The 25058-nt window shown below is 71.4% G+C and carries 25 protein-coding genes and 5 tRNA genes; 8 read left to right on the forward strand and 22 right to left on the reverse strand.

Annotated elements, in window-relative coordinates; genetic code table 11:
- Window positions 1-139: 139 nt before the first annotated feature.
- The 7 genes from rnc to recG all read right to left on the reverse strand — a co-directional run bounded on the left by rnc (window position 140) and on the right by recG (window position 6431).
- Window positions 140-952, reverse strand: a complete 813-nt coding sequence (gene rnc / locus ABZY12_RS25465) for a ribonuclease III (protein ID WP_356894146.1) — start codon at window positions 950-952, stop codon at window positions 140-142.
- Between the two features lie 19 nt (window positions 953-971).
- The gene (rpmF, locus tag ABZY12_RS25470; protein WP_030496967.1) at window positions 972-1145 is read right to left on the reverse strand and encodes a 50S ribosomal protein L32; all 174 of its coding nucleotides are present in this window, start codon (window positions 1143-1145) and stop codon (window positions 972-974) included.
- 2 nt (window positions 1146-1147) lie between these two features.
- Window positions 1148-1753, reverse strand: a complete 606-nt coding sequence (locus tag ABZY12_RS25475) for a DUF177 domain-containing protein (RefSeq protein ID WP_356894148.1) — start codon at window positions 1751-1753, stop codon at window positions 1148-1150.
- 185 nt (window positions 1754-1938) lie between these two features.
- Window positions 1939-2991, reverse strand: coding sequence for an ATP synthase F0 subunit B (locus ABZY12_RS25480; protein WP_356894150.1), 1053 nt, complete (start codon window positions 2989-2991; stop codon window positions 1939-1941).
- A 110-nt stretch (window positions 2992-3101) separates the two neighbouring features.
- Entirely contained in the window at window positions 3102-3593 is a 492-nt protein-coding gene (gene coaD / locus ABZY12_RS25485) for a pantetheine-phosphate adenylyltransferase (protein ID WP_356894206.1), read from the reverse strand.
- Between the two features lie 26 nt (window positions 3594-3619).
- Entirely contained in the window at window positions 3620-4204 is a 585-nt protein-coding gene (gene rsmD / locus ABZY12_RS25490) for a 16S rRNA (guanine(966)-N(2))-methyltransferase RsmD (RefSeq protein WP_356894152.1), read from the reverse strand.
- Between the two features lie 61 nt (window positions 4205-4265).
- On the reverse strand, window positions 4266-6431 hold the full coding sequence (gene recG, locus ABZY12_RS25495; RefSeq protein ID WP_356894208.1) for an ATP-dependent DNA helicase RecG: 2166 nt from the start codon (window positions 6429-6431) through the stop codon (window positions 4266-4268).
- A 277-nt stretch (window positions 6432-6708) separates the two neighbouring features.
- On the opposite strand from recG, the gene ABZY12_RS25500 reads away from it, so the two are divergent.
- Entirely contained in the window at window positions 6709-8535 is a 1827-nt protein-coding gene (locus tag ABZY12_RS25500; RefSeq protein ID WP_356894154.1) for an HSP90 family protein, read from the forward strand.
- Window positions 8532-11315, forward strand: a complete 2784-nt coding sequence (locus ABZY12_RS25505; RefSeq protein ID WP_356894156.1) for a tetratricopeptide repeat protein — start codon at window positions 8532-8534, stop codon at window positions 11313-11315. Before ABZY12_RS25500 ends, ABZY12_RS25505 begins: the two co-directional genes overlap by 4 nt.
- Before the next feature lie 50 nt (window positions 11316-11365).
- Here the strand turns inward: ABZY12_RS25505 and ABZY12_RS25510 are convergent, their stop codons facing one another.
- Window positions 11366-12952: a DAK2 domain-containing protein gene (locus tag ABZY12_RS25510; RefSeq protein ID WP_356894158.1), complete on the reverse strand. Its 1587-nt coding sequence runs from the start codon at window positions 12950-12952 to the stop codon at window positions 11366-11368.
- Window positions 12953-13209: 257 nt separating this feature from the next.
- Here ABZY12_RS25510 and rpmB point away from each other — a divergent pair, with 257 nt between their 5' ends.
- Window positions 13210-13395 (forward strand): 50S ribosomal protein L28, encoded by a 186-nt coding sequence (rpmB, locus tag ABZY12_RS25515; RefSeq protein ID WP_003957616.1) that lies wholly within the window; start codon window positions 13210-13212, stop codon window positions 13393-13395.
- 112 nt (window positions 13396-13507) lie between these two features.
- Here rpmB and thiD read toward each other — a convergent pair whose 3' ends face one another.
- A complete protein-coding gene (gene thiD, locus ABZY12_RS25520) occupies window positions 13508-14299 on the reverse strand; it encodes a bifunctional hydroxymethylpyrimidine kinase/phosphomethylpyrimidine kinase (protein ID WP_356894210.1) in 792 nt (263 codons plus the stop codon).
- Window positions 14299-15261: a thiamine-phosphate kinase gene (locus ABZY12_RS25525; RefSeq protein ID WP_356894160.1), complete on the reverse strand. Its 963-nt coding sequence runs from the start codon at window positions 15259-15261 to the stop codon at window positions 14299-14301. The genes thiD and ABZY12_RS25525 overlap by 1 nt, the downstream gene beginning before the upstream one ends.
- A 218-nt stretch (window positions 15262-15479) precedes the next feature.
- Between ABZY12_RS25525 and ABZY12_RS25530 the strand changes: the two genes are divergently transcribed.
- Window positions 15480-15713 carry an Lrp/AsnC ligand binding domain-containing protein gene (locus ABZY12_RS25530; protein ID WP_356894162.1) on the forward strand — a complete coding sequence of 78 codons (234 nt, stop codon included), beginning with the start codon at window positions 15480-15482 and terminating at the stop codon, window positions 15711-15713.
- Window positions 15714-15736: 23 nt separating this feature from the next.
- Window positions 15737-16219, forward strand: coding sequence for a DUF3515 domain-containing protein (locus tag ABZY12_RS25535; RefSeq protein ID WP_356894212.1), 483 nt, complete (start codon window positions 15737-15739; stop codon window positions 16217-16219).
- A gap of 3 nt (window positions 16220-16222) precedes the next feature.
- Here the strand turns inward: ABZY12_RS25535 and ABZY12_RS25540 are convergent, their stop codons facing one another.
- The 3 genes from ABZY12_RS25540 to ABZY12_RS25550 form a co-directional block, all read right to left on the reverse strand.
- A complete protein-coding gene (locus tag ABZY12_RS25540) occupies window positions 16223-17362 on the reverse strand; it encodes a D-alanine--D-alanine ligase family protein (RefSeq protein ID WP_356894164.1) in 1140 nt (379 codons plus the stop codon).
- 102 nt (window positions 17363-17464) lie between these two features.
- A complete protein-coding gene (locus ABZY12_RS25545) occupies window positions 17465-18466 on the reverse strand; it encodes an NAD(P)H-dependent glycerol-3-phosphate dehydrogenase (RefSeq protein WP_356894166.1) in 1002 nt (333 codons plus the stop codon).
- Window positions 18463-19215, reverse strand: coding sequence for a lysophospholipid acyltransferase family protein (locus ABZY12_RS25550; protein WP_356894168.1), 753 nt, complete (start codon window positions 19213-19215; stop codon window positions 18463-18465). The genes ABZY12_RS25545 and ABZY12_RS25550 overlap by 4 nt, the downstream gene beginning before the upstream one ends.
- A 137-nt stretch (window positions 19216-19352) precedes the next feature.
- Between ABZY12_RS25550 and cofC the strand changes: the two genes are divergently transcribed.
- Both cofC and ABZY12_RS25560 read left to right on the forward strand, forming a co-directional pair.
- Window positions 19353-20000 carry a 2-phospho-L-lactate guanylyltransferase gene (gene cofC, locus ABZY12_RS25555; protein WP_356894170.1) on the forward strand — a complete coding sequence of 216 codons (648 nt, stop codon included), beginning with the start codon at window positions 19353-19355 and terminating at the stop codon, window positions 19998-20000.
- A 10-nt stretch (window positions 20001-20010) separates the two neighbouring features.
- Window positions 20011-20220, forward strand: a complete 210-nt coding sequence (locus ABZY12_RS25560; RefSeq protein ID WP_356894172.1) for a hypothetical protein — start codon at window positions 20011-20013, stop codon at window positions 20218-20220.
- 82 nt (window positions 20221-20302) lie between these two features.
- Here the strand turns inward: ABZY12_RS25560 and ABZY12_RS25565 are convergent, their stop codons facing one another.
- The 4 genes from ABZY12_RS25565 to leuC form a co-directional block, all read right to left on the reverse strand.
- On the reverse strand, window positions 20303-20977 hold the full coding sequence (locus tag ABZY12_RS25565) for an HU family DNA-binding protein (protein WP_356894174.1): 675 nt from the start codon (window positions 20975-20977) through the stop codon (window positions 20303-20305).
- A gap of 143 nt (window positions 20978-21120) precedes the next feature.
- Entirely contained in the window at window positions 21121-21348 is a 228-nt protein-coding gene (locus tag ABZY12_RS25570; RefSeq protein WP_356894176.1) for a hypothetical protein, read from the reverse strand.
- Between the two features lie 104 nt (window positions 21349-21452).
- A complete protein-coding gene (gene leuD / locus ABZY12_RS25575; RefSeq protein ID WP_356894178.1) occupies window positions 21453-22046 on the reverse strand; it encodes a 3-isopropylmalate dehydratase small subunit in 594 nt (197 codons plus the stop codon).
- Between the two features lie 6 nt (window positions 22047-22052).
- Complete coding sequence (leuC, locus tag ABZY12_RS25580; protein ID WP_356894180.1) at window positions 22053-23477, reverse strand: 3-isopropylmalate dehydratase large subunit; 1425 nt, start codon at window positions 23475-23477, stop codon at window positions 22053-22055.
- A 140-nt stretch (window positions 23478-23617) separates the two neighbouring features.
- On the opposite strand from leuC, the gene ndgR reads away from it, so the two are divergent.
- Window positions 23618-24334 carry an IclR family transcriptional regulator NdgR gene (ndgR, locus tag ABZY12_RS25585; RefSeq protein WP_005311436.1) on the forward strand — a complete coding sequence of 239 codons (717 nt, stop codon included), beginning with the start codon at window positions 23618-23620 and terminating at the stop codon, window positions 24332-24334.
- A 128-nt stretch (window positions 24335-24462) separates the two neighbouring features.
- Here ndgR and ABZY12_RS25590 read toward each other — a convergent pair.
- The 5 genes from ABZY12_RS25590 to ABZY12_RS25610 all read right to left on the reverse strand — a co-directional run bounded on the left by ABZY12_RS25590 (window position 24463) and on the right by ABZY12_RS25610 (window position 24997).
- Window positions 24463-24535: transfer RNA gene (locus tag ABZY12_RS25590), tRNA-Glu, on the reverse strand.
- A 21-nt stretch (window positions 24536-24556) separates the two neighbouring features.
- Window positions 24557-24628, reverse strand: a tRNA-Gln gene (locus tag ABZY12_RS25595).
- A gap of 18 nt (window positions 24629-24646) precedes the next feature.
- Window positions 24647-24722 (reverse strand) — tRNA-Glu (locus ABZY12_RS25600).
- 88 nt (window positions 24723-24810) lie between these two features.
- A tRNA-Glu gene (locus tag ABZY12_RS25605) sits at window positions 24811-24883 on the reverse strand.
- A 42-nt stretch (window positions 24884-24925) separates the two neighbouring features.
- Window positions 24926-24997 (reverse strand) — tRNA-Gln (locus ABZY12_RS25610).
- Between the last annotated feature and the right edge of the window lie 61 nt (window positions 24998-25058).

Genomic DNA, 25058 nt, shown 5'->3' on the forward strand with positions numbered 1-25058 from the left:
CCTACCGCTCGGACGGTCTCCGCCCGGGCGAGGGGCCCGGGCGAGGGGCCCGGGCGGAGAACGACGGACAACAACGGAGAACGACCCCGCCCGGGACCCTGTTCAGGGCCCCGGGCGGGGTCGTCAGGAAGCGGTGGTCTCAGGCCGAAGCCTGGTCCGCGGTGGAAGAGACGTCGGCGCTCTCTTCCGTTCCCGCCTCGGCCGCGGCCTTCGCCGCCGCCAGGCGTTCGTCCGCGGCCGAGCGGATCGCACGCCACGCGGATTCCGCGGCCTGCTGCTCCGCTTCCTTCTTGCTGCGGCCGGTGCCGGTGCCGTACGAGACACCACCGACGCGGGCGGCAGCAGTGAAGACCTTCTCGTGATCCGGGCCCGTCTCGGAGACGAGGTACTCCGGAACCCCCAGGCCCTCGGCCGCGGTGAGCTCCTGGAGGCTGGTCTTCCAGTCCAGTCCCGCACCGAGGTTCGAGGACTTCTCGATCAGCGGGTCGAAGAGCCGGTGCACCAGCTCGGACGCCGCGTCGAGGCCCTGGTCGAGGTAGACCGCGCCGATCACCGCTTCAAGGGTGTCGGCGAGGATGGACGCCTTGTCCCGGCCACCCGTGCCCTCTTCGCCCCGGCCGAGCCGGATGAAGGAGCCGAGTTCGAGGCCGCGGCTGACCTCCGCCAGCGCACGAGAATTGACCACCGCGGCCCGCAGCTTGGCCAGCTGGCCCTCGGGCAGGTCGGGGTGGGTGCGGTACAGCGTGTCCGTGACCACCAGTCCGAGCACGGAGTCCCCGAGGAACTCCAGACGCTCGTTGGTGGGCAGACCGCCGTTCTCGTACGCGTACGAGCGATGCGTCAGCGCACGCACCAGAAGGGCGGACTCGAGCTGATACCCGAGCCGCCCTTCCAGAAGCGTGTGGGACGAGGCATTGTCCGTCTTGTTGTCCGTCTTGTGGGACTCAGACATTGCGCCTCTCACCAGCCACTCAGACCGAGAGGACCTGGCGCTTGTTGTAGGTGCCGCAGCTCGGGCACGCGATGTGCTGCTGCTTCGGCTCCTGGCAACGCTCACACGAAACCAGGGTGGGGACCGCAGCCTTCCACTGCGACCGGCGGTGGCGCGTGTTGCTGCGCGACATCTTCCGCTTCGGAACAGCCACGGCTACTTCTCCTGCTTCTCGTCGACGCCCGCTTCGGCGCCGCTCATGTTGTCCTTCTCCCCGGTTCCCAGCGAACCGGCGAGTCCCTGCAGTGCCGCCCAACGGATGTCGACGGCGTCATGGTGGTGGTCCGGATTGTCGTTCAGGTTGGTTCCACATTCGGAACACAGACCCGCACAGTCCTCCCGGCACACCGGCTGCATCGGCAGTGCGAGCACCACCGCATCACGCAGCACGGGTTCGAGGTCGAACATGCCGTCCTCGAGGGGGATCATGTCCTCGTCTTCCTCGGCTTCGTCGCCCGCGGCCGCCTTGGAGCGGCCCCGGTCGTCGGAGTCGGGGTACGAGAACATCTCCTGGAAGTCCACGTCGAGCTCCAGCTCGACGGGCTCCAGACACCTTACGCACTCCCCCTCGGCCGATGCACGGGCGGTGCCTGTGACAAGCACCCCTTCCATGACCGACTCGAGACGGAGCTCGATCTCCACGGGCGCGCCTTCCGGCACGCCGACGACCCCTTCGACACCGAAGTCGGCGGGGGCCGCGACCGAACGGGAGAGCCGCTGCAGGGCACCAGGACGCCGCCCCAGCTCGTGTGTGTCGAACACGAGGGGATTGCGGTGGTCGAGGCGCGTACTCAGGGCTCTTCCTGCTTTCGGATCGTGAGAGGGCTGCCGTGTTCGAATCGAGAGACGAAGCGGGCAGCATGGATCGCGGGCATACGCGCGACCGAAGAGCCAGGATACTGGACGCTTCGCTCAGGGCCCAATCCGGGCCCGTGCCGCACCGGGGTTCAGTGCCCCTGCTCGTACCGGCGCAGCTGCTCCAGGTCGATCATGCTGGTGTCGAAGAAGCTGGTCTCGTCGAGAGCGGCGGCCTGCGGCTGCTGGACCTGCTGCTGGTGCTGCTGGGCCTGCGGCTGCTGGTCGTACGCGTACTGCTGCTGGTACGCGTACGGGTCCTGGTTCTGGTACGCGTACGGATCCTGCCCCTGGTACGCGTACGCCTCCTGGGGCTGCTGGTAGCCGTACGGATCGGGCTGCTGGGCCGGGATCTGCGGGGCCTGCTGCGGGGGCTGCGGGGCCTCCTGCGGGACGTACTGCCGCACCGGCTCCGGGTCGGCCAGCTCCGCGAGCCCGGCCAGATAGTCGGCGTCGCTGGTGTGCACCACGCCGCCGGCGGCGTCCTGGGCCGCCATGTGGGCGCCGAGGTCGTCGGTGGCGATCCTGCCGTGCAGCTTCTGCCGGCCCCGGCCGACCGCCTCCAAGGTCTTGGACAGCACGGCCTCGAAGGCGCCCAGCTTGGCGTCGACGTACGCGTCGGCCCGGTGGATCAGGGTCTGCGGGTCCGAGCTGTACTCGGGGGCGTCCTCGTCGGCGTACCCCTGCTCGTCCAGACCCGGGCCCCGGCCGAGGAGCTTCTCGCGGCCGCGGTCGACGGAGCCGATGGTCTTGTTGAGGACGACCTCGAAGTTGGCGAGCTTGGAGTCGACGTAGTCGTCGGCCTCGGCGCGGATCTCCTCGGCCTCGCGGCGGGCCTCGGCGAGGATCCGGTCGGCCTCGTCCTGGGACTGACGGGCGACCTGCGTGTCGGAGATCAGGGAGCCGCGCTCGGCGTGGGCGGCCTCGATGATCCGCTCGGCCTCCTGACGGGCCTGCTCGACCATCTGTTCCCGCCCGCCGAGGAGCTCCTGGGCCTGGGCGAGGGAGCCCGGGAGGGCCTCCCGTACCTCTTCGAGCATGGCGAGCAGCTCGGCGCGGTTGATCACGCAGGATGCCGACATGGGCATGGAGCGGGCGTTGGCGACCGTCGAAACGATCTCGTCGAGCTTCTTCTGCACGTCCACCGGGTGCTCGCCACTCTCTACAGCTGAATGAAGACGGACGGGACGACTGTAAGGGCAGTCGTCCCCCGTCCGACACCGGGTGACGGTCTGTCAGCGGCGGTGGCGCGTGGTCACTGCCCGCCGCGCTGCTGGGCGAGGCGCTCGGTGAGCCGTCCGAGTACGGCCTCGGGCACCAGGTGGGAGACGTCGCCGCCCCAGGCGGCGACCTCCTTGACCAGGGAGGACGACAGGAAGCTGTAGGTGGGGTTGGTGGGGACGAACAGGGTCTCGACGCCCGAGAGGCCGTTGTTCATCTGCGCCATCTGCAGCTCGTAGTCGAAGTCGCTGACCGCGCGGAGGCCTTTGACGATGGCCGGGATGTCGCGCTGCTTGCAGAAGTCGACGAGGAGGCCGTGGAAGGACTCGACCTCGACGTTTCCGAAGTCGGCGGTCACCTCGCGGATCAGCTCGATCCGCTCGTCGACGGTGAACAGCCCCTTCTTGGACTGGTTGATCATCACCGCGACGTGTACGACGTCGTACAGCTTGGAGGCGCGGGCGATGATGTCGAGATGTCCGTTGGTGATGGGGTCGAATGACCCCGGACAGACGGCGCGGCGCAACTTGGGTCCCTCGCTCTCCGGTCCGGTCATCGTGCGTCTTCGCACGTAGAGGCGGCGCGACCGTACCAAAACGTTCCCTCGCCGTAGCGACGGGCTCGCAGTGACTCGAAACCGGCCGGCCAGCCGAATTCCCCGCCTCGGGTGCTGCGCTCCACGGTGACGAGGGCAGCGTCCGCGATCCAGCCCCCGGAGCGGAGTGTGAGGAGGATCTCGCGAAGATCGTCGTCCGAGACGGCGTACGGCGGGTCCAGGAAGACCAGGTCGTAAGGGGCCGCGGGGGGCGGGCCGGTGACGATCTGTTCCGCTTTGCCGGTACGGAGTTCGGCGCCGGGCAGTCCGAGGGAGCGGATGTTCTCACGGACGGTCTTCGCGGCTCGTGCGTCGGCTTCGACCAGGAGGGCGTGGGCGGCGCCCCGGGAGAGCGCCTCCAGACCGACGGCGCCCGAGCCCGCGTAGAGGTCGGCGACCCTGACGCCGTCGAGGGTGCCGAGGAGGGACTCCCAGGTGGAGAAGAGGCCCTCGCGTGCCCGGTCGGAGGTGGGGCGGGTGCCGTTGCCCGGCGGCACGGCCAGTCGGCGCCCGCCGGCGGTGCCGGCGATCACGCGGGTCATGGTGGCCTCGTTCTCCCTCTTCAACGTATTGCGTACGCAATACGTTAGAGGGTAGTCCGGGTCATCCCTTCTCCAGGAATTCCTCCCGCTCCTTGTCGAGGAGGGCGTCGAGGGCCGTGCGCAGCTCGGGGTGGGCGGTGAGCTCCGGGTCGGCGAGGACGACCGCGGTGGCCTCCTCGCGGGCGGCCGTGATGACGTCCTCGTCGTCGATGACGGTGAGCATCCGCAGCGAGGAGCGGACGCCGGACTGGGCCTGGCCGAGGACGTCGCCCTCGCGGCGCTGTTCGAGGTCGATCCGGGAGAGTTCGAAGCCGTCGAGGGTGGAAGCGACGGCGCCGAGGCGCTGCCGGGCGGGGCTCGCCTCGGGCATCTCGGTGACCAGGAGGCACAGGCCGGGGGCGGAGCCGCGGCCGACGCGGCCGCGGAGCTGGTGGAGCTGGGAGACGCCGAACCGGTCGGCATCCATGATCACCATGGCGGTGGCGTTGGGGACGTTGACGCCGACCTCGATGACGGTGGTGGCGACGAGGACGTCGACCTCGCCGGCGGCGAAGCGGCGCATGACGTCGTCCTTGTCGTCGGGGTGCATCCGGCCGTGCAGGACCTCGACGCGCAGCCCGGCGAGCGGGCCGGCCCTCAGCTTCTCGGTGACGTCGAGGACGGCGAGCGGCGGGCGCTTCTCCGCCTCGTCCTCGGGGGTGGACTTCTTCTTGGCCTTCGGGTCGTCCTCGCCGTCGCCGATGCGAGGGCAGACTACGTACGCCTGATGGCCGTTCTCCACCTCCTCGCGGACGCGGTCCCACGCGCGCGTGAGGAAGTGCGGCTTGTCGGCGGCGGGGACGACATGACTGGCGATCGGCGAGCGCCCGGCGGGCAGCTGGTCCAGGACGGAGGTCTCCAGGTCGCCGAAGACGGTCATGGCGACCGTGCGCGGGATGGGTGTGGCCGTCATGACCAGCAGGTGGGGCGTCCGCTTCTCCCCCTGGGAGTGCCCCTTGCCTCGAAGGGCGTCGCGCTGCTCCACACCGAAGCGGTGCTGCTCGTCGACGACGACCAGGCCCAGGTCGTGGAGCCGGACCTTGTCCTCGATGAGGGCGTGGGTGCCGATGACGATCCCGGCCTCGCCGGTGACGAGGTCGAGCAGGGCCTGGCGGCGGGCGGCGGCGCCCATGGAGCCGGTGAGCAGCACGACCTTGGTGGCGTGCTCGGAGCCGCCGAGCAGGCCGCCCTCGGCGAGTTCGCCCATCATCTCGGTGATCGACCGGTGGTGCTGCTGGGCGAGGACCTCGGTGGGGGCGAGCATGGCGGCCTGTCCCCCGGCGTCGACGACGGCGAGCATCGCCCGCAGGGCGACCATCGTCTTTCCGGATCCGACCTCGCCCTGGAGGAGCCGGTGCATCGGGTGCTCGGTGGCGAGGTCGTCGAAGATCTCCTTCGAGACCTTCTGCTGGCCGTCGGTGAGGGTGAAGGGGAGTTTGGCGTCGAAGGTGTCGAGGAGGCCGTCCGGGACGGGACGGCGGGCGACGGCGGGCAGTTGGGTGTCGGCGAAGCGCCGGCGGGCGAGGGCGACCTGGAGGACGAACGCCTCGTCCCACTTCAGCCGCTGCCGGGCGTCCTCGATGTCCGCCTTGGTGTGGGGGCGGTGCACCTTCTGGAGCGCCTCGGGCAGGGCGGCGAGACCGCGGCCCTCGCGCAGGGCGGGCGGCAGGGGGTCGGCGAGCCCGGCCCAGCCGGTGGCGGCCATGGAGTCCAGGACGATGGAGACCGACTGCTCGATGGTCCAGGACTCCAGCTGCTTGCAGGCGGGATAGATGGGCAGCAGCTCGCTCGCGAACGCCTTGACCGTCTCGTCGCTGCTGTCGGCGTCCAGGAGTTTGTACTCGGGGTGGGAAAGCTGGAGCTTGCGGTTGAAGACCCCGACCTTGCCGGCGAACATGCCGCGCCGGCCCGGCAGCAGCTCCTTCTGGTGGAAGAAGACCGCCCGGCCGAAGAAGACCAGCTGCATCCGGCCGCTGCCGTCGGTGATCGTGACCTCGAGCCGCTGTCCCTTGCCCCGTCCGCCCTTGTTGAAGGTCAGCACCCGGGCGTCGGCCACCTGCGCGACGACCGTGACGTGCTCGTCCAGGGGCAGATCGGCGAGGGCGGTCAGCTCCCCGCGCTCGGCGTACCGCCGCGGATAGTGGTGGAGCAGGTCGCCTACCGTACGCAGGTCGAGATGGTCGGCCATCACCTTCGCGGTGGCGGCCCCGAGGACGTTCTTGAGCGGGTCACCGAGCAGCACGGCGGCTCCCCTCGGGCAGTCGGTTCAGTGGTTCGTCGAGCACGGGCACGCGTTCCATTGCACACCACCGGACCGACAACCGTCCCGCAGGCTGTGGATATCCGCTGGTCACGTCGGCTCCGTGACGCCTAGGATGGCGGCTCTTCCCTCCCCTTCCGCGATCACCGGCCGACGGGATCGCCCGACCCGCGCCGTCGCCCGTCCCCCCACCGGCGCAGCGACGATGACTGCTGACCAGACACCGCACACCTTCCAGGTCGATCTGCGCGGCCTCGTGGATCTCCTCTCCCACCACCTCTATTCGAGCCCCCGGGTCTATCTGCGCGAACTGCTGCAGAACGCCGTGGACGCCATCACCGCCCGCCGCGCCGAGCAGCCGGACGCGCCTGCCCGGGTCCGGCTGTACGCCGACGGCGCCGGCCTGCGCGTCGAGGACAGCGGCATCGGGCTGACCGAGCAGGACGTCCACAGCCTCCTCGCCACGATCGGCCGCAGTTCCAAGCGCGCCGGCACCGACGGCATCGCGTCCGCCCGCGCCGAGTTCCTGGGGCAGTTCGGCATCGGGCTGCTCGCCTGTTTCGTCGTCGCCGCCGAGATCCGGGTGGTCAGCCGCAGCGCCCGCACGCCCGACGCCCCTCCGGTGGAGTGGACGGCCCGCGAGGACGGTTCGTACACCGTCCGTACGCTCCCCGACGGCGCCCGGACGGAGCCCGGCACCACGGTGCATCTCGCCGCGCGCCCCGGCTCGGGCGAGTGGCTGGCCGAGGAGAAGGTGCTGTCGCTGGCCCGGGAGTACGGCTCCCTCCTCCCGTACGAAGTACGGGTCGGGGACCGGCCGGTCACCGATCTGCCCGCGCCCTGGGACCGGCCGTACCCGAGCCCGGCCGCCCGCCGGGTCGCACTCGCCGGGCACTGTCAGGAGCTGTTCGGCTTCACCCCGCTCGACTCGATCGACCTGGACCTGCCGCTGGCCGGCATCCGGGGTGTGGCCTACGTCCTGCCGTCGGCGGTGAGCCCGGCCCAGCGGGCGGGCCACCGGGTCCACCTCAAGGGCATGCTGCTGACCGAGCGGGCCGACGGCCTGCTGCCCGACTGGGCGTTCTTCGTGCGCTGTGTCCTGGACACGGACAGCCTGCGGCCGACCGCCTCGCGCGAGTCGCTGTACGAGGACGAGACGCTGGCGGGCGTACGGGACGCGCTGGGCGCGGCGATCCGTGACTGGCTCGCCGGCCTCGCCGTCGGCGCGCCCGAGCGGCTGGAGGCCTTCCTCGCCGTGCACCACCTCGGGGTGAAGTCCCTGGCTCGGCACGACGGCGAGATGCTGCGGACGATGCTGCCCTGGCTGCCGTTCGAGACGACCGACGGGCGGGTCTCCCTGGAGGAGTTCGCCCGGCGTCACCCGGTGGTGCACTACACCCGTACCGTCGAGGAGTTCCGGCAGGTCGCCGCCATCGCCTCCGCGCAGGGCATCGGCGTGGTCAACGGCGGCTACACCTACGACACGGAGCTGGTCGAACGGCTCCCCGAGGTGCGGCCGGGCACCCCCGTCGCCGAACTGGACGCGGACACCGTCACCGCCCATCTGGACGCGGTCGATCCGGCGCAGGAGCTGGCGCTCTCGCGGTTCCTGTCGGTGGCGCGTGCCACGCTGGATCCACTGGGCTGCGATGTGTCGCTGCGTTCCTTCCACCCGCTGACGGTGGCCGCGCTGCACCTGGACGACCGCTCGGCCCGTCATGAGCGGGCCCGCGCGGACGCCGAGGAGGAGGCCGACGGTCTGTGGGCGGGCATCCTCGGTTCGCTGCGCGGCAGCGCGCCGCGGGCCCGGCTCGTCCTCAACCACCTGAATCCGCAGGTCCGCCGGATCGGCGCCCTCGACGACCCGGGGCTGGCCGGGACGGCCGTCGAGGCGCTCTACGGCCAGGCGCTGCTGATGGCCCAGCGGCCGCTGCGTCCCGCCGACTCGGCGCTCCTCAACCGGGCTTTCGCCGGGCTGCTCGACTGGGCCACCCACGACGGGGAGAACCACAAGGGGGAGAAGAAGGCATGACCCTGACGTTCGACGCTCTGCGCGAGGCCATGCGGGACAACTACGAGCAGCCGGAGGGCGCGGCGCGCAACGCGCGTGCCGAACGGCTGCTCGCCGAGGCCGAGCGGATCGGCGAGCCGCTGGCCGTGATCGAGGCCCTCGGCCATCAGCTGCAGGTCTACAACTACAGCTCCGAGAAGGCGAAGATGTTCGTCCCCTTCGCCCGGCTGCTGCGGATGTGGGACGAGAACCCGGCGGACTTCGACGCGTACGAGACGCACTCGCTGCACTGGGTCTTCAAGTGGGTCTCCAGCGGCATGCTCGACCAGCCGCACATCCCGCTCGCCTCGATCGAGAAGTGGCTCGGCGAGATGGAGCACCGCTACCGCCTCGCCGGGCACTCGGAACGGGCCGTGCGTCAGGGTGAGTTCCGGGTGGCGCGGCATGTCGGGGACATGGAGCGGGCGGCGCGGGCGTACGCGGCCTGGCTGGCGGCCGACCGCGACCGGATGGCCGACTGCCACGCCTGCGAGCTGCACACGCAGGGCCTGTGGCGCGCGGAGCTCGGTGAGGACGACAAGGCCCTGGAGACGTGGGCGCCGGTCCTGGACGGCGAGCACACCTGCGCTCATGAACCGCACGCGGTCCTGGCGTCCTCGCTGCTGCCGCTGCTCCGGCTGGGCCGGGCCGAGCAGGCGCGGGCGAACCATCTGCGGGGTTACCGGCTGGTGCGGCCGATGGAGAGCATGCGCGGCTCGGCGGCGCTGCACATCGAGTTCTGCGCGCTGACCGGCAACGAGGCGCGGGGTCTGGAGATCCTGGCGGAGCGTCCGGCGTACTTCACCGACAGCGGCGACCCGGACAGTCACGCGGACTTCCTCGCCGTGACGGCGCTGCTCATGGACCGTCTGGTGGCGCTCGGGCACGGCGAGCAGTCGGTCCCGGGGCCCGCCGGATCGTCGTGGACGGCGCGGGAGCTGGGCGTCCACGCGCGCGTGGAGGCGCTGGCCATCGCCCGTCGCTTCGACGAGCGCAACGGTACGGGGCGGGTGAGCGAGGTCGTACGGAAGCGGATGGACGCGCGGCCGTTCCTCGACCGGCTGCCGTTGGGGGTACGGGCGTCGGCGCCGGTCCCTCTGCGGGCGCCGGCGCGGGTGCCCGATCCCGCGGTGGTCTCCCGTGATCCGCTCGCGGAGGCGCGGCGGCTGTCCCGGGAGCGGCGTCCGGAGGCCCGTGAGGCGTGGGCCGCGCTGGGGCGGGCGGTGGACGCGGGCGAGGTGACGCTCGACGCCCTCGCCCGGGCCGAGCTGGCCGATCACCGGGCGATGTCCCTGGAAGAGGGCCCCGAGGGCTCCGTGAGGCTGTTCCTGGCGGCGGCCGAGGGGTACGAGGCCGTGGGCGATCCCGGCAAGGCCGCGGCCGCGCGGGCCCGGGCCGCCTACGCGCTCTGGATGGACGAGAAGCCGGAGGAGGCGCTCGCGGCGGTGGCGGAGCCGATCGCCCGGCTGCGCGCGCTGTTCGAGGACGGCGGGGCGACGCCGCGCCAGGTGTCCGGGGCGCTGCTGCTGCGGGCGCGGATGCTGAGGACGGCGGAGGCGGTCGGCGAAGTCCTGGAGTTCGCCGAGGCGTACGGCGAGGAAGGCGACGGCGGCTCTTCGGCCACGGACCGGGTCGCCGAGGCCGAGTCGCTGCTGGGCGATCTGGCGGCGCGGGACGGTGATCTGCCGGAGGCGATCACCCGGTACCAGCGGTCGGCGGAGCTCTTCCTCGCGGCCGGGACGCCCTGGTACGCGGCGGAGCCGGAGGCCGACATCGCCGGAATCGCCCAGCACCTGGGGGACGAGGCGACGGCCGAGCGGGCGGCGCGGGCGGCCCTGGAGCACGGGGCGGCGCACGCTCCGGCGGCCGGTCAGGCGCGGCTACGGCTGCGGCTCGCGGAAGTGCTGGGCGGGACCGGACGGTTCGGGGAGGCGGCGGAGCACGCGCTGGAGGCGGCGCACTGGGCGGACGAGGCGGGCGAGAGCCGGGGCCTCGGGACGTACGCGCGGCATCTGCTCGGCGGCTGGCTGCTGCGCGACGGGCGGACGGCGGAGGCGGCGGCGGTCCTGGAGGCGGTGCTGCCGGACCTGTCCGTGGAGGACCACGGTGACGGGATGGTCGTCCAGACCCTGTGGTGGCTGGGCGACTGTCTGACGGAGCTGGGCGAACCCCGGTCGGCGGCGGAGCAGTGGCTGCGGGCGGCGGAGCTGGCGAAGGAGTGGCCGGAGCAGCGGGACCACGCGATGCTGGCGAACCTGGCGGCCCAGGCGCTGATGCGGGCGGAGCTGAAGCCGCAGGCCGCGGCGGCTTACGAGCGGGCCGGCGAGCTGTGGCGGGAGCTGGGCGACACGACGGCGTACGTCCGCACGGTCCGGGTCCGTGCGTGGATCGCCGGGCCGGAGTCGGGGGGTGTGGAGCTGATGGACGCGGCCGCGGAGGCGTGCGGGGAGGACGCGGCGGAACGCGCGGACACGTACCGCCAGACCGCCGAGCTGATCGCGGGCGCGGAGGGGGCCGGGGAGCGGGAGCTGCGGGCCGCCCTGCCGTACGCGCGGCGCGCGGCGGCCGCCTTCGCCGAGGCGGGCCCGGACTTCGGGGACGGCCGGGCTGCGGCGGAGCTGCTGGTGGGCTGGCTCCACCTGGACCTGGGCGACGGTTCGGCGGCGGCGGACGCGGCGCGGGGCGTACTGGCGGAGTACCCGGACGAGGACGCGCCCCGGCACGTGGAGGCGGCGGACCTCCTGAAGCGCGCGGCCGCCTGAGCGGACGGGTGAATCCCCCGCCCCACCACGGGGCGGGGGTCCGCCGAGGGCTACTCCACGCCGATGAGGAGGGGCGGTGCGCCAGGGCCCGCGTGGTAGGTCGTGGTGTCGACCGCCAAGTACGTGTCGCGGACGTGGCGTTCCAGGGCGGGCGCCAGGGTCTCGGGGGTGTCGGTCGCGACGATCAGGGTGACCAGTTCGCCGCCCGCCGACAGCATCCGGTCCAGGACCGTCCGTGCCGTCGTCGTCAGGTCCTGGCCGATGACCGCCACGTCGCCCTCGATCAGGCCGAGGACGTCGCCGGCCTGGCACACGCCCGCCGAGGTGAAGGACTGCCGTTCGGCGACGGCCAGTTCGGCGTAGCGCGTGGCGCCCGCCGCCGCCGTCATCGCCACCACGTCCTCGTCGAAGCGGCGCTCCGGTTCGTGGACGGCCAGGGCCGCGATGCCCTGGACGGCCGCGCGGGTCGGGATCAGGGCGACCCGGATGCCCTCGGCGCGGGCCTGTTCGGCCGCCGCGCCCGCCGTGTGCCGCAGGGTGGTGTCGTTCGGCAGGAGGACCACCTCGCGCGCGTGGGCCCGCCGGATCGCGTCGACCAGTTCCCCGCTGCCCGGCGGCTCCCCCGCCCGCGCCAGGACCGTCGTGGCGCCCGCCTCCTCGCACAGGCCCGCGATGCCCTCGCCGGGGACCACCGCGACCACCGCGCGCTGCGCCCGCTCGGCCGGTGCCACCCCCGCGAAGTGGGTGATCCGGATCCGGTACGGGCGTCCCGCCTCCACGCCCGCCTCGACCGCCGCTCCCGCGTCGTCGACATGGACGTGGACGTTCCACAGCCCGTCGCCGCCGACGACGACCAGGGAGTCCCCCAGGTCGTCCAGCCGGGCCCGCAGTCGTGCCACGGCCGCGTCCTCCGCCTCCAGGAGGTAGATCACCTCGAACGCCGGCCCGCGCCGCCCTTCCTCGGCCGCGCACTCCTCCTCGTCCCGCACGGGTCGCCCGGGGCGTACCGGCCGCACCTGCGCCTCGCCCGACACCACCTCGACCAGGGCGCCGAGGACCGCCACCAGACCGCGTCCACCGGCGTCCACGACCCCCGCGCGCTCGAGGACGGCCAGTTGCCCAGGGGTCGCCTCCAGGGCCGTCCTGGCCCCCTCGTACGCCCCCCTGGCCACCGTCACGAGGTCCCCGCCCCCCGCACAGGCGTCCGCCGCCGCGTGCGCGACGGTCAGGATGGTGCCCTCGACCGGGTGTGCCACGGCCTGGCGGGCGGCGGCGGAGGCCGCCGTCAGCGACCTGGCCAGGTGATCGCCGTCCCGGCCGTCGGCGAGGACGGACGCCATGCCGCGCAGCAGCTGCGACAGGATGGTCCCGGAGTTGCCGCGCGCCCCGATGAGGGCGCCGTGCGCCATGGCCCGTATCGCGTCCACGGCGTCCGGCTCGTCGGCCGCGAAGACCGCCTCGACCGCCTGGGCGGCGGATTCCACGGTCAGATAGAGGTTGGTCCCGGTGTCCCCGTCGGCGATCGGATAGACGTTGATCGCGTCGATCTCCTCGCGCTCCCGGCCGAGCGCCTCCAGCGCCCTCACGCACCAGGATCGGACCGCTGCGGCGTCGAGGGTCTGCGCGGTCTGCGGCAACGGGTGATCCTCCTGTGGACGGCCTGGGCGGCCGGGGGCGGCCTCGGCAGCGAACTCACCGCAGGGTAGACCCGCTCGTGACCTGGGCCCGGGGCGGGGGCCGCCGAGGTCATGGTAGTTTCGTTTCACGGGAGCAGCCGTTGTATGCTGCTTCGGTTGCCCGGCGAGAGTCGGGCCATTCCCCCGGCAAGCCACTTCAGAACTCTGATTCCGGTGCGCCGGATTTCACTGTAAATCTGAAGTCTTTGGAGTGACCCGTGGCTGCCAACTGCGACGTCTGCGGCAAGGGGCCGGGCTTCGGCAACAACATTTCGCACTCGCACCGCCGTACGTCCCGTCGCTGGAACCCGAACATCCAGCGCGTGCGTGCCGTGGTCGGTCGGACGCCGAAGCGGCTCAACGTCTGCACCTCGTGCATCAAGGCCGGCAAGGTCTCGCGCTAACGCCGACGTTTGGTCGTAGCGCAGCCCCTGCGGTTGCCTTGAAAGGCCGGTTCACCTCGGTGAACCGGCCTTTTGCCGTGCCCGGAGACCGAGCCCGCTAAGCGCGCAGCCGCTAAACGCGCAGCCGCCAGGCGTGGTCCACCGGGCCGATCCCCGCGCCCAGCGCGAAACCGGCCGCGATAGCGCCCGTCACATACGCCTTCGCCTCCCGCACCGCCTCCGGTACCGGCAGCCCCTTCGCGAGGCCCGACGCCACCGCCGAGGCCAGCGTGCAGCCCGTGCCGTGCGTGTGCCGGTTGTCGTGGCGCGGCGCGCGCAGCCAGTGCTCCTCGTCGCCGTCCGTGAGCAGGTCCACAGCCCCCTCGCCGGTCGGCAGGTGTCCGCCCTTGATCAGCGCCCAGCGCGGGCCGTACGACAGGATCGCCTCGGCGGCGGTCCGCATGTCGCTCTCGTGGACGACGTGGACCCCCGTGAGCTGCGCCACCTCGTCCAGGTTGGGCGTGGCGACGGTCGCGACCGGCAGCAGCCTCGTCCGTACGGAGTCCAGCGCGGAGGCGGCGAGCAGCGCGTCCCCGTGCTTGGAGACGCCCACCGGGTCGACGACCACGGGCGCGTCCGTCGCGGCGAGCAGTTCGGCGACGGTCTCCACGAGGGTCGCCGAGGCGAGCATGCCGGTCTTCACAGCCTGTACGCCGATGTCGTCGACGACGGCCCGGTACTGGGCCCGTACGGCCTCCTCGGGCAGTTCCCACGCCCCCTGGACGCCCCGGGAGTTCTGGGCGGTGACGGCGGTGATCACGCTCATGCCGTGGACGCCGAGGGCGAGCATGGTCTTCAGGTCGGCCTGGATGCCCGCGCCGCCGCCGGAGTCGGATCCGGCGACGGTCAGGACCAGGGGCGGAATCACTCCGTCTCCCCGAAGTGGTCCCAGCCGCCCGTGCTGTGCCAGGGCGCGCCGTCCACGGTCACCTGCGGCAGCGCCGAGGGGTTGAGGACCTCGCCGATGACCTTCCAGCGGGCCGGCAGCTTCACGTCCGGCGGGAAGGTGGCCACGATCGCGTGGTCCTCGCCGCCGGTGAGCACCCACTGCAGGGGGTCCACGCCGACGGCCTGGCCGATGTCGTGCATCTGGGTGGGGATGTCGATGAGGCCGGAGCGCAGGTCGATCCGGACCTTGCTGGCCTCGGCGATGTGGCCGAGGTCGGCGATGAGTCCGTCGCTGACGTCGCACATGGCGGTGGCGCCGAGCCCGGCCGCGGCGGGGCCCGCGTGGTACGGCGGTTCGGGCCGCCGGTGGGCCTCGACGAAGGCGCGCGGCGAGCGGAAGCCGCGGGAGAGGACGGCGTAGCCGGCGGCTGACCAGCCGAGCCAGCCGGTGTACGCGACGACGTCGCCGGGCTGCGCCCCGCCGCGGGTCACCGGATCGTGGTTGCGCAGGTCGCCGAGGGCGGTGATGGCGACGGTGATGGTGTCGCCGCGGACGACGTCGCCGCCGACGACGGCCGCGCCGGCGACCTGGCACTCGTCGCGCAGGCCGTCCATGAGTTCGGTGGGCCAGGTGACGGGCAGTTCCGCGGGGACGACGAGGCCGAGGAGGAGCGCGGTGGGAACGGCGCCCATCGCGGCGATGTCGGCCAGGTTCTGCGCCGCAGCCTTGCGACCGACGTCGTACGCCGTCGACCAGTCGCGGCGGAAGTGCCGTCCTTCGAGCAGGATGTCCGTGCTGGCCACCACGCGCCGGTCGGGTGCGGAGACGACCGCGGCGTCGTCGCCCGGCCCGACCCGTACCGCCGGGGTGGAGGTGAGCCGGGACGTGAGCTCCTTGATGAGCCCGAACTCCCCCAACTCGCCGACTGTGCCCTTCACCGCGTCTCACCTCGTATTGTCGTGCCGGCCGTGCGCGCCGACCGCGGGTCGCGAGCCGTCACTGCGCCAGATACCGTCAAGTAGACCGTCAACTTCTGTCGTGCCTTCGCCACACTGTGGGCGCCTCGGGGCGCGCAGGTCTCCCCGCGGCCCGCGGCGACGCGGTACCGTGGCGTCCCTTTCTCCCACAAGATCCTCGTGGTCGCCCTGGAGGTTCCGTGGTACAGGCGTACATCCTCATTCAGACCGAGGTGGGCAAGGCGTCGTTCGTCGCCGAGACCATCTCCAAGATCCCGGGGGTGATCCAGGCGGAGGACGTGACGGGACCGTACGACGTGATCGTCCGCGCCCAGGCCGACACGGTCGACGACCTCGGCCGCATGGTGGTCGCCAAGGTCCAGCAAGTGGACGGCATCACGCGGACCCTCACCTGCCCGGTCGTGCATCTGTAGCCCCCGTCTACGCTTGGCCGGTGATGTCTTCCCACCGGCCCTTCGGCCTGCCCGTCGCCGCCGCGGCCGCGGCCGTGCTGCTGCTGTCCGCCGCGGGCTGCTCCTCCCCGGACGCGAAGGTGTCGGCCCCGGTTCCCAGCCCTCCGGCGGAGGAAGCCGCCTTCTGCCGGGCGCTGGCGAAGGAGCTTCCCGACACCGTGGCGGGGCTGGAACGGAACGACCCGGAGCCTGACTCCGAGCTGACCGCCGGGTGGGGGGACGCGGCGATCGTACTGCGCTGCGGCGTCCCCCGGCCCGACAAGATGAACGATCCCCAGGCACAGGGGGTCGACGCCGAGGGTGTGAACTGGCTGTTCGAGCCGCGGCAGGGCGACGGACCCCGCTTCACCACGACGTACCGGAAGGCGTACGTCGAGGTGACGCTGGACGAGCGGTACGCGCATGACGTCGGCCCGCTCGTGGATCTCGCCGCCCCCGTCGAGAAGGCGGTCCCGAAGAGCGTGTAGCGGTCAGCGCAGGCCCGTGGAGCGGGTCAGCGCGGCCTGGATCAGCCGGTCGACGAGCTCCGGGTAGCTGACGCCGCTCTCCTGCCACATGCGCGGATACATGGAGATCGGCGTGAAGCCGGGCATGGTGTTGATCTCGTTGATGACGAAGTCGCCGTCCTCGGTGAGGAAGAAGTCGGCGCGGACCAGGCCCTCGCAGGAGACGGCCTCGTAGGCGGCGACCGCCAGGCGCTGGACCTCGGCGGTGGCCTCGTCGCCGATCGGCGCGGGCACGATGCCGGACGCCGAGTCGATGTACTTCGCCTCGAAGTCGTAGAAGTCGTGGTCGGTGACGGGCGGGATCTCGGCCGGCACGCTGGCGCGCGGGCCGTCCTCGAACTCCAGGACGCCGCACTCGATCTCGCGGCCGCGCAGCAGCGACTCCACGAGGATCTTGGGGTCGTGGCGGCGGGCCTCCTCGATGGCCTCGTCCAGGCCGGAGAGGTCGTCGACCTTGGTGATGCCCATGGAGGAGCCGCCTCGGGCGGGCTTCACGAACAGCGGCCAGCCGTGCTCGGCGGCGAACTCGACGATCTTCTTGCGGGCGGCCGCCGGATTCTGGTCCCACTCGCGGGGCCGGATGACCTCGTACGGCCCGACGGGCAGGCCGAAGGAGGTGAACACCCGCTTCATGTACTCCTTGTCCTGGCCGACGGCGGAGGCGAGGACGCCCGCGCCGACGTAGGGGACGCCGGAGAGCTCCAGGAGCCCCTGGAGGGTGCCGTCCTCGCCGTACGGGCCGTGCAGCACGGGGAAGACGACGTCGACGTCGCCGAGGGCCTTGGGCACGGCGCCGGGCTCGGCGTACACGACCTCGCGGTTGGCGGGGTCGACGGAGAGGACCACCCCGCCCCGGTCCGACTCGGCGAGGTCGGAGACGTTCGGCAGGGAGCGCTCGGCGATGGCCATCCGCTCGGGGGCGTCGGCGGTCAGCGCCCAGCGCCCGTCGGTGGTGATGCCGATGGGCAGCACGTCGTACTTGTCCCGGTCGATGGCGCGCAGGACGGCACCGGCGGTGACGACGGAGATGGCGTGCTCCGAGCTGCGTCCGCCGAAGACGACGGCCACGCGCGGCTTGCGGGGGCTCTGGGTGTTCTCGCTCATATCGCGTTGAGCGTACCTTGCGTCTCCGACAGGCTTAAGTGCCCCGGTGCGCCGCGCGCGTCCGGCCCAACGGGGCTCCCCCGGCGGGCCGCTCGGCGTCGCTCAGCGTCGCTCGGGCTTCGCGCTGCGGGACATCAGCTCCTTGAGGGCGACGATCGGCGGCTTGCCCTCGTGGACGATGGAGACGACCGTCTCGGTGATCGGCATGTCGACGCCGTGGCGGCGGGCCAGATCGAGGACCGACTCGCAGGACTTGACGCCCTCGGCGGTCTGCTTGGTCGCGGCGATGGTCTCCTCGAGCGTCATGCCGCGGCCCAGGTTGGTGCCGAAGGTGTGGTTGCGGGAGAGCGGCGAGGAGCAGGTGGCGACCAGGTCGCCGAGTCCGGCGAGGCCGGAGAAGGTGAGCGGGTCGGCGCCCATGGCGAGGCCGAGGCGGGTGGTCTCGGCCAGGCCGCGGGTGATGAGCGTGGCCTTGGAGTTGTCGCCGAGTCCCATGCCGTCGGCGATGCCGACGGCCAGCCCGATGACGTTCTTGACCGCTCCGCCGAGTTCGCAGCCGACGACGTCGGTGTTGGTGTACGGGCGGAAGTACGGGGTCATGCACGCGGCCTGGAGGCGCTGGGCGACGGATTCGTCGGAGCAGGCGACGACGGCGGCGGCGGGCTGCCGGGCGGCGATCTCCTTGGCCAGGTTGGGGCCGGTGAGGACGGCCACGCGCGCGGCGGGGACGTCGGCGACCTCGGCGATGACCTCGCTCATCCGCTTGGCGGTGCCGAGTTCGACGCCCTTCATCAGGGAGACGAGGACGGTGCCGGGGGCCAGCTTGGGGGCCCAGTCGGCGAGGTTTCCGCGCAGGGTCTGGGAGGGGACGGCGAGCACGGTGAACTCGGCGTCGCGGGCGGCCTCGGCGGGGTCGGTGGTGGCCCGGACGTTCGCCGGGAGTTCGATGCCGGGGAGGTAGTCGGGGTTGGTGCGGGTGGTGTTGATCGCGTCGACGAGTTCGGCGCGGCGCCCCCAGAGGGTCACCTCGCAGCCCGCGTCGGCGAGCACCATGCCGAAGGCGGTGCCCCACGATCCCGTACCGAAGACGGCTGCCTTGGTCACTTCTTGCCCTCTCCGGCGGCCTTGCGCCGCTGTTCCAGCCGTGCCTTGCGGTGGTCGTACGGTTGGGCCGGCGCCTTCTCCCCGCGTACGTCCTCCAGGAGTGCGGTGATCGCGGCCATGATGACCTCGGTCGCCTCGCGCAGCACGTCGGGCGTCGGTTCCTTGCCGTAGAACCGGGAGAGGTCGACCGGCGGACCGGCCTGGACGATCAGCGTCTTGCGCGGGAACAGCCTGAGCTTGTTCTCCTTGGCGTACGGCGGCATCGCGAGGTTGGCGCCCCACTGGGCGACCGGGATGACGGGGGCCTTGGTGAGCAGTGCGACGCGGGCGGCGCCGGTCTTGCCGGCCATGGGCCACATGTCGGGGTCGCGGGTGAGGGTGCCCTCGGGGTAGAAGGCGACGCATTCGCCGCGCTCGATGGCCTCGACGGCGGCGCGGAAGGCGTCCAGCGCGTCGGTGGTCTCGCGGTAGACGGGGATCTGTCCGGTGCCGCGCAGCATCATGCCGACGAACGAGCCCTTGAAGAGGCCGGCCTTGGCGAGAAAGCGCGGGACGCGCCCGGTGTTGTACTGGTAGTGCGCGTAGGACAGCGGGTCCAGATAAGAGTTGTGGTTGACGGCGGTGATGAATCCGCCGTCGGCCGGAATGTGTTCCGTTCCGCGCCAGTCCCGCTTGAAGAGAACCACCAGCGGCGGTTTGGCGATGACCGCCGCCAGGCGGTACCAGAAGCCGATTCTGCGGCGGGACACTCGGACACCTTCCTCTGGGACTGGCTTGCAGGGGGTCAAGTGTCGCCCCATGCTCCTGGTCTGTCGAGAACACCGTACGCCCCGGGCCGCGGCTCCCGCCGGACAGCGTGACCACGCGCGGGGACACAATGGCCCCGATGAACACCGATCCGGATGGCGGCTGGTCCCTGGTCGTCCCCCTGAAGCCCCTCGCGCGGGCGAAGAGCAGGCTGGCCGCGGCGGCCGGTGCGCGGTTGCGGCCGCGGCTGGCGCTGGCGTTCGCGCAGGACACGGTGGCCGCGGCGCTGGAATGCGCGCGGGTGCGCGATGTGGCGGTCGTCACGGACGATCCGGTGGCGGCGGTGGCGCTTTCGGCGCTGGGGGCGCGGATCGTGCCGGACTCCCCGGCCGCCGGGCTCAACGCGGCGCTGGCCCACGGGGCTCGTACGGTGCGCGGCGGCCGCCCGGCGGCGTGGGTGGCGGCGCTGAACGCCGATCTCCCGGCGCTGCGGCCGGCGGAGCTGGCCCGGGTCCTGCGGGTGGCCGGACAATTCCCGCGGGCATTTCTCGCGGATGCCGCCGGAATAGGTACGACATTCCTCTCGGCCGGCCCGGGAGTGGAATTGGCACCTGCATTCGGGGGCGCTTCGCGGCGGCGGCATTTGTCGTCGGGGGCGGTGGAAATCCGGCTGGCCGGGGTGGATTCCGTACGCCGGGACGTGGACACCGGCGAGGATCTGGCGGCGGCGCTCACGCTGGGCGTCGGTCCGCGGACGGCCGCTCACCGGGCTCGCGCGGCCGGATAGGCTGCGGTCCATGCAGGCGACCGCGTACACGTACGACCCCGAGACCCGCAGCGGAAGTGTGCTGCTCGACGACGGCACCCCGGTGGAGTTCGGGGCCGACGCCTTCGACGCGGGCGGGCTGCGGCTGCTGCGTCCGGGGCAGCGGGTGCGGATCGAGACGGAGCCCGTGTCCGGGGCTGCCGCCCCCCGGATCACCCTGATCACGCTGCAGACGTTCTGACACGTCCGGCAACACCGCGGGCCGCGCTCCCCCCAAGGGGAGCGCGGCCCGGCGTGTGAGTGGCCCTATGACCTTGCGCCGCTTACTTCTTGCGGGCGGTGGTGGTCTTCTTGGCGGGAGTGGTCTTGCGCGCGGTGGTCTTCTTCGCCGGCGCCTTCTTCGCCGTGGCCTTCTTCGCCGGGGCGGTCTTCTTCGCGGTGGTCTTCTTCGCGGCGGCGGTGGTCTTCGCCGGAGTCGCCTTCTTGGCGGCCGTCGTCTTCTTGGCCGCGCTCGTGGTCTTCGTGGCGGTGGTCTTCTTCGCCGCGGTGGTGGTCTTCTTGGCCGGGGTGGCCTTCTTGGCGGCGGCCTTCTTCGCCGCGGCGGCCGAGGTCTTCTTGGCGGCGGCCTTCTTGCCCGCGGTCTTGGCGATGGTGGGCGGCGGCCCGGAAAGGCTGCCCTTGGGCGCCTTCTTGACGGAGACCTCGCCTCCCTTGGGGAGCTTCTTCGAGCCGCTGACCAGGTCCTTGAAGCCCTGACCCGCACGGAAGCGCGGAACGGAGGTCTTCTTGACCCGCACGCGCTCGCCCGTCTGGGGGTTGCGGGCGTAACGGGCCGGCCGGTCGACCTTCTCGAACGAGCCGAAGCCGGTGACCGAGACCCGGTCCCCGCCGACCACGGCACGCACGATGGCGTCGAGCACGTGGTCGACGGCGTCGGCGGCCTGCTGGCGACCGCCCATCTTGTCGGCAATCGCTTCTACGAGCTGCGCCTTGTTCACGTCTTCCCCTTCGGAGACATTGCCAGAACGAAAGTGTTCAAGCTTTTTCGCACGTTAGGCATGTATATACCGCAAATCAAACACGAAACGGTCTAATCACCCTAGTGCCGCAACGCGGAAGTCCCGTTGCGGAGTTCCTGGTGTCAGTCGTCTTCAGGGAATCGGCCCTCATCGAGGTCCTTCATCAACCGGTCCAGACGCGTTGCCGCGTCCGTGAGATCGTGCTTCGCCGCGGCCGTCACGACCAGCAGCTTCCGGGACAGCGCCATCCTTACGCCCTCCGGGACTTGCAGTTCGCGCACCCTTGTGTGCGCTTCCTTCAATCGGGCGGCGACTGCCTCGTAGAGCTCGAGTTGGCTGTCGCGTTCCATGCACCGATTGTGCCATCTAGGGCGAGTTGTCGCCCGACGGGGTCTCAACAAGCGACTGCGCCCCCCACCGGAGGGTGGGGGGCGCAGTCGTGGAAAAGCGCTGCTCAGACGGTAATTGTACGGGGCTTGAAGGCCGGCCGCGCCGCCTCGTAAGCCGCGATGTCGGCTTCGTTCTGAAGGGTGAGGCTGATGTCGTCCAGGCCGTTGAGCAGTCGCCAGCGGGCGTTCTCGTCGAGCTCGAAGTCGGCTTCGATCCCGGCCGCGAGCACCTTGCGCTGCTCCAAGTCAACGGTGATTTCGGCCGTCGGGTCGGCCTCGGTCAGCTCCCAGAGCCGGTCCACGACCTGCTGGTCCAGGACCACGGTCAGCAGACCGTTCTTGAGCGAGTTGCCGCGGAAGATGTCGGCGAACCGGGAGGAGATCACGGTCTTGAAGCCGTAGTTCTGCAGCGCCCAGACGGCGTGCTCACGGGAGGAGCCGGTGCCGAAGTCGGGGCCGGCGACCAGGACGGAGGCGCCCTGCCGCTCGGGGCGGTTGAGCACGAACTCGGAGTCCTTGCGCCAGGCCTCGAAGAGCCCGTCCTCGAAGCCGTCGCGAGTGACCTTCTTCAGCCAGTGCGCGGGGATGATCTGGTCGGTGTCGACGTTGCTGCGGCGCAGCGGGACGGCACGGCCGGTGTGTGTGGTGAAGGCTTCCATGGTTCCTCAGACCCCCGCGGGCGTAGCGACGTCGGACAGATCGGCCGGGGAGGCCAGATGGCCCAGTACGGCGGTGGCGGCGGCGACCTGGGGAGAGACCAGGTGGGTCCGGCCGCCCTTGCCCTGCCGGCCCTCGAAGTTGCGGTTGGAGGTGGACGCGGAGCGCTCGCCCGGCGCCAGTTGGTCGGGGTTCATGCCCAGGCACATCGAGCAGCCCGCGTGCCGCCATTCGGCGCCGGACTCCTTGAAGACCTTGTCCAGGCCCTCCTCGACCGCCTGCAGGGCGACCCGGACCGAGCCGGGGACGACCAGCATCCGGACGCCGTCGGCGACCTTGCGGCCGCGCAGCAGGTCGGCGGCGTTGCGCAGGTCCTCGATGCGGCCGTTGGTGCAGGAACCTACGAAGACGGTGTCGACCTTGATGTCCCGCAGCCGCTGCCCGGCGCTCAACCCCATGTACTCCAGGGCCTTTTCGGCGGCGAGGCGCTCCGAAGCGTCTTCGTACGAAGCCGGGTCGGGGACGTTCGCCGAAAGCGGCGCTCCCTGGCCGGGGTTGGTGCCCCAGGTGACGAACGGCGCCAGGGAGGCGGCGTCGATGACGACCTCGGCGTCGAAGACCGCGTCGTCGTCGCTCTTCAGGGTCTTCCAGTACGCGACGGCGGCGTCCCAGTCCTCGCCCTCGGGGGCGTGGTCGCGGCCCTTCAGATACGCGAAGGTGGTCTCGTCGGGGGCGATCATGCCCGCGCGGGCGCCAGCCTCGATCGACATGTTGCAGATGGTCATCCGGGCCTCCATCGAGAGCTTCTCGATGGCGGAGCCGCGGTACTCCAGGATGTAGCCCTGGCCACCGCCGGTGCCGATCTTGGCGATGATCGCCAGGATCAGGTCCTTGGCGGTCACGTCGTGGGGCAGCTCGCCGTCGACCGTGATGGCCATGGTCTTGGGGCGGGCCAGCGGCAGCGTCTGGGTGGCCAGCACGTGCTCGACCTGGCTGGTGCCGATGCCGAAGGCCAGCGCGCCGAACGCGCCGTGCGTGGAGGTGTGCGAGTCACCGCAGACCACGGTGGTGCCGGGCTGGGTCAGACCCAGCTGGGGGCCCACGACGTGGACGACGCCCTGCTCGACGTCGCCCAGCGGGTGCAGCCGTACACCGAACTCGGCACAGTTCTTGCGCAGGGTCTCCAACTGCGCGCGGGAGACCGGGTCGGCGATCGGCTTGTCGATGTCGAGGGTCGGGGTGTTGTGGTCCTCGGTGGCGATGGTGAGGTCGAGGCGGCGCACCTGGCGGCCGTTCTGACGGAGACCGTCGAACGCCTGGGGGCTGGTCACCTCGTGCAGCAGGTGCAGATCGATGAAGAGGAGGTCGGGCTCGCCCTCGGCGCGCCGGACGACATGATCGTCCCAGACCTTCTCCGCGAGTGTCCTACCCATCGCTTTCCCTCCGGCCGACGTATACGCCGGCACAACTAGAGACCCGTTTCGCGGGCCGTTGTGCGGCCGCCCCACCAGGGTCACAGGTTCCGGGAGAAATTGAACTTGCGTTTCACAGAGTGAGACGTGAATATCGTTGCATGGACAACTCTAGCGGCGTGGGCGTTCTCGACAAGGCAGCCCTTGTCCTGAGCGCCCTGGAGTCCGGTCCGGCCACCCTCGCAGGTCTGGTCGCGGCGACGGGACTCGCACGACCCACGGCACATCGACTCGCCGTGGCACTGGAACACCACCGGATGGTGGCTCGCGACATGCAGGGCCGGTTCATCCTCGGACCGCGCCTGGCGGAGCTCGCCGCCGCGGCCGGTGAGGACCGCCTGCTCGCCACCGCGGGCCCGGTACTGACGCATCTGCGCGATGTCACCGGCGAGAGCGCCCAGCTCTACCGCCGGCAGGGAGACATGCGCATCTGCGTGGCGGCGGCCGAGCGGCTGTCCGGCCTGCGGGACACCGTCCCGGTCGGCTCGACGCTGACGATGAAGGCCGGCTCCTCCGCGCAGATCCTGATGGCCTGGGAGGAACCCGAGCGGCTCCACCGCGGCCTTCAGGGCGCCCGCTTCACCGCGACCGCCCTGTCGGGCGTACGGCGCCGCGGCTGGGCCCAGTCGATCGGCGAGCGGGAGCCGGGCGTGGCGTCCGTCTCCGCGCCCGTACGCGGCCCCTCGAACCGCGTGGTGGCCGCCGTGTCGGTCTCCGGGCCGATCGAGCGCCTGACCCGCCACCCGGGCCGTATGCACGCCCAGGCGGTCATCGACGCGGCCGCCCGCCTCTCCGAGGCGCTGCGCCGCAACGGCTGACCTCTCCCGTCCCCTCCTCGTTCGTCCCGGCCCACCGCTTCAACGCCGCAGCGGTGGGCCGGAGTTGTCTCCGTCGATGCCCGAACACGAAGAAGCCCTCCCCCGAAGGGAAGGGCTTCCTCGATGCGTACCCCCGACCGGATTCGAACCGGCGCTACCGCCTTGAGAGGGCGGCGTGCTAGGCCGCTACACAACGGGGGCAAGATCTTGAACAACGATCCGCTGGCCTACCAGGACTCGAACCTAGACTAACTGAACCAGAATCAGTCGTGCTGCCAATTACACCATAGGCCACTGGTGGTTTAGACCAGTTGGTACCCCCGACCGGATTCGAACCGGCGCTACCGCCTTGAGAGGGCGGCGTGCTAGGCCGCTACACAACGGGGGCCCTAGCGATCCCGCCCGGCACGGGAGTGCCGGGCGATGTCACCGCGTGTTCACCGGGAGCGACCCTGGTGATCCGCGGGATGGATCTGTACCCCCGACCGGATTCGAACCGGCGCTACTGCCTTGAGAGGGCAGCGTGCTAGGCCGCTACACAACGGGGGCTTTGCGGATGAGATCCGCGTACATGCAGATGAGCTCTGCGAGCTGGCCTACCAGGACTCGAACCTAGACTAACTGAACCAGAATCAGTCGTGCTGCCAATTACACCATAGGCCACCAAAACTCAACCCCCGTATCGGGGATCTTGTTCGGGTTGTGCTCCGTGGGTTTCGGCCTT

Source organism: Streptomyces sp. NPDC006551 (assembly GCF_040611675.1).
Classification (GTDB): domain Bacteria; phylum Actinomycetota; class Actinomycetes; order Streptomycetales; family Streptomycetaceae; genus Streptomyces.

Coding starts and splice junctions, on each gene's coding strand:
- rnc (WP_356894146.1), bottom strand. CDS start 952: ATGTCTGAGTCCCACAAGACGGACAACAAGACGGACAATGCCTCGTCC.
- rsmD (WP_356894152.1), bottom strand. CDS start 4,204: ATGACCCGCGTGATCGCCGGCACCGCCGGCGGGCGCCGACTGGCCGTG.
- recG (WP_356894208.1), bottom strand. CDS start 6,431: ATGGCCGACCATCTCGACCTGCGTACGGTAGGCGACCTGCTCCACCAC.
- ABZY12_RS25500 (WP_356894154.1), top strand. CDS start 6,709: ATGACTGCTGACCAGACACCGCACACCTTCCAGGTCGATCTGCGCGGC.
- ABZY12_RS25505 (WP_356894156.1), top strand. CDS start 8,532: ATGACCCTGACGTTCGACGCTCTGCGCGAGGCCATGCGGGACAACTAC.
- ABZY12_RS25535 (WP_356894212.1), top strand. CDS start 15,737: ATGTCTTCCCACCGGCCCTTCGGCCTGCCCGTCGCCGCCGCGGCCGCG.
- ABZY12_RS25540 (WP_356894164.1), bottom strand. CDS start 17,362: ATGAGCGAGAACACCCAGAGCCCCCGCAAGCCGCGCGTGGCCGTCGTC.
- cofC (WP_356894170.1), top strand. CDS start 19,353: ATGAACACCGATCCGGATGGCGGCTGGTCCCTGGTCGTCCCCCTGAAG.
- ABZY12_RS25560 (WP_356894172.1), top strand. CDS start 20,011: ATGCAGGCGACCGCGTACACGTACGACCCCGAGACCCGCAGCGGAAGT.
- ABZY12_RS25570 (WP_356894176.1), bottom strand. CDS start 21,348: ATGGAACGCGACAGCCAACTCGAGCTCTACGAGGCAGTCGCCGCCCGA.
- leuD (WP_356894178.1), bottom strand. CDS start 22,046: ATGGAAGCCTTCACCACACACACCGGCCGTGCCGTCCCGCTGCGCCGC.
- leuC (WP_356894180.1), bottom strand. CDS start 23,477: ATGGGTAGGACACTCGCGGAGAAGGTCTGGGACGATCATGTCGTCCGG.
- ndgR (WP_005311436.1), top strand. CDS start 23,618: ATGGACAACTCTAGCGGCGTGGGCGTTCTCGACAAGGCAGCCCTTGTC.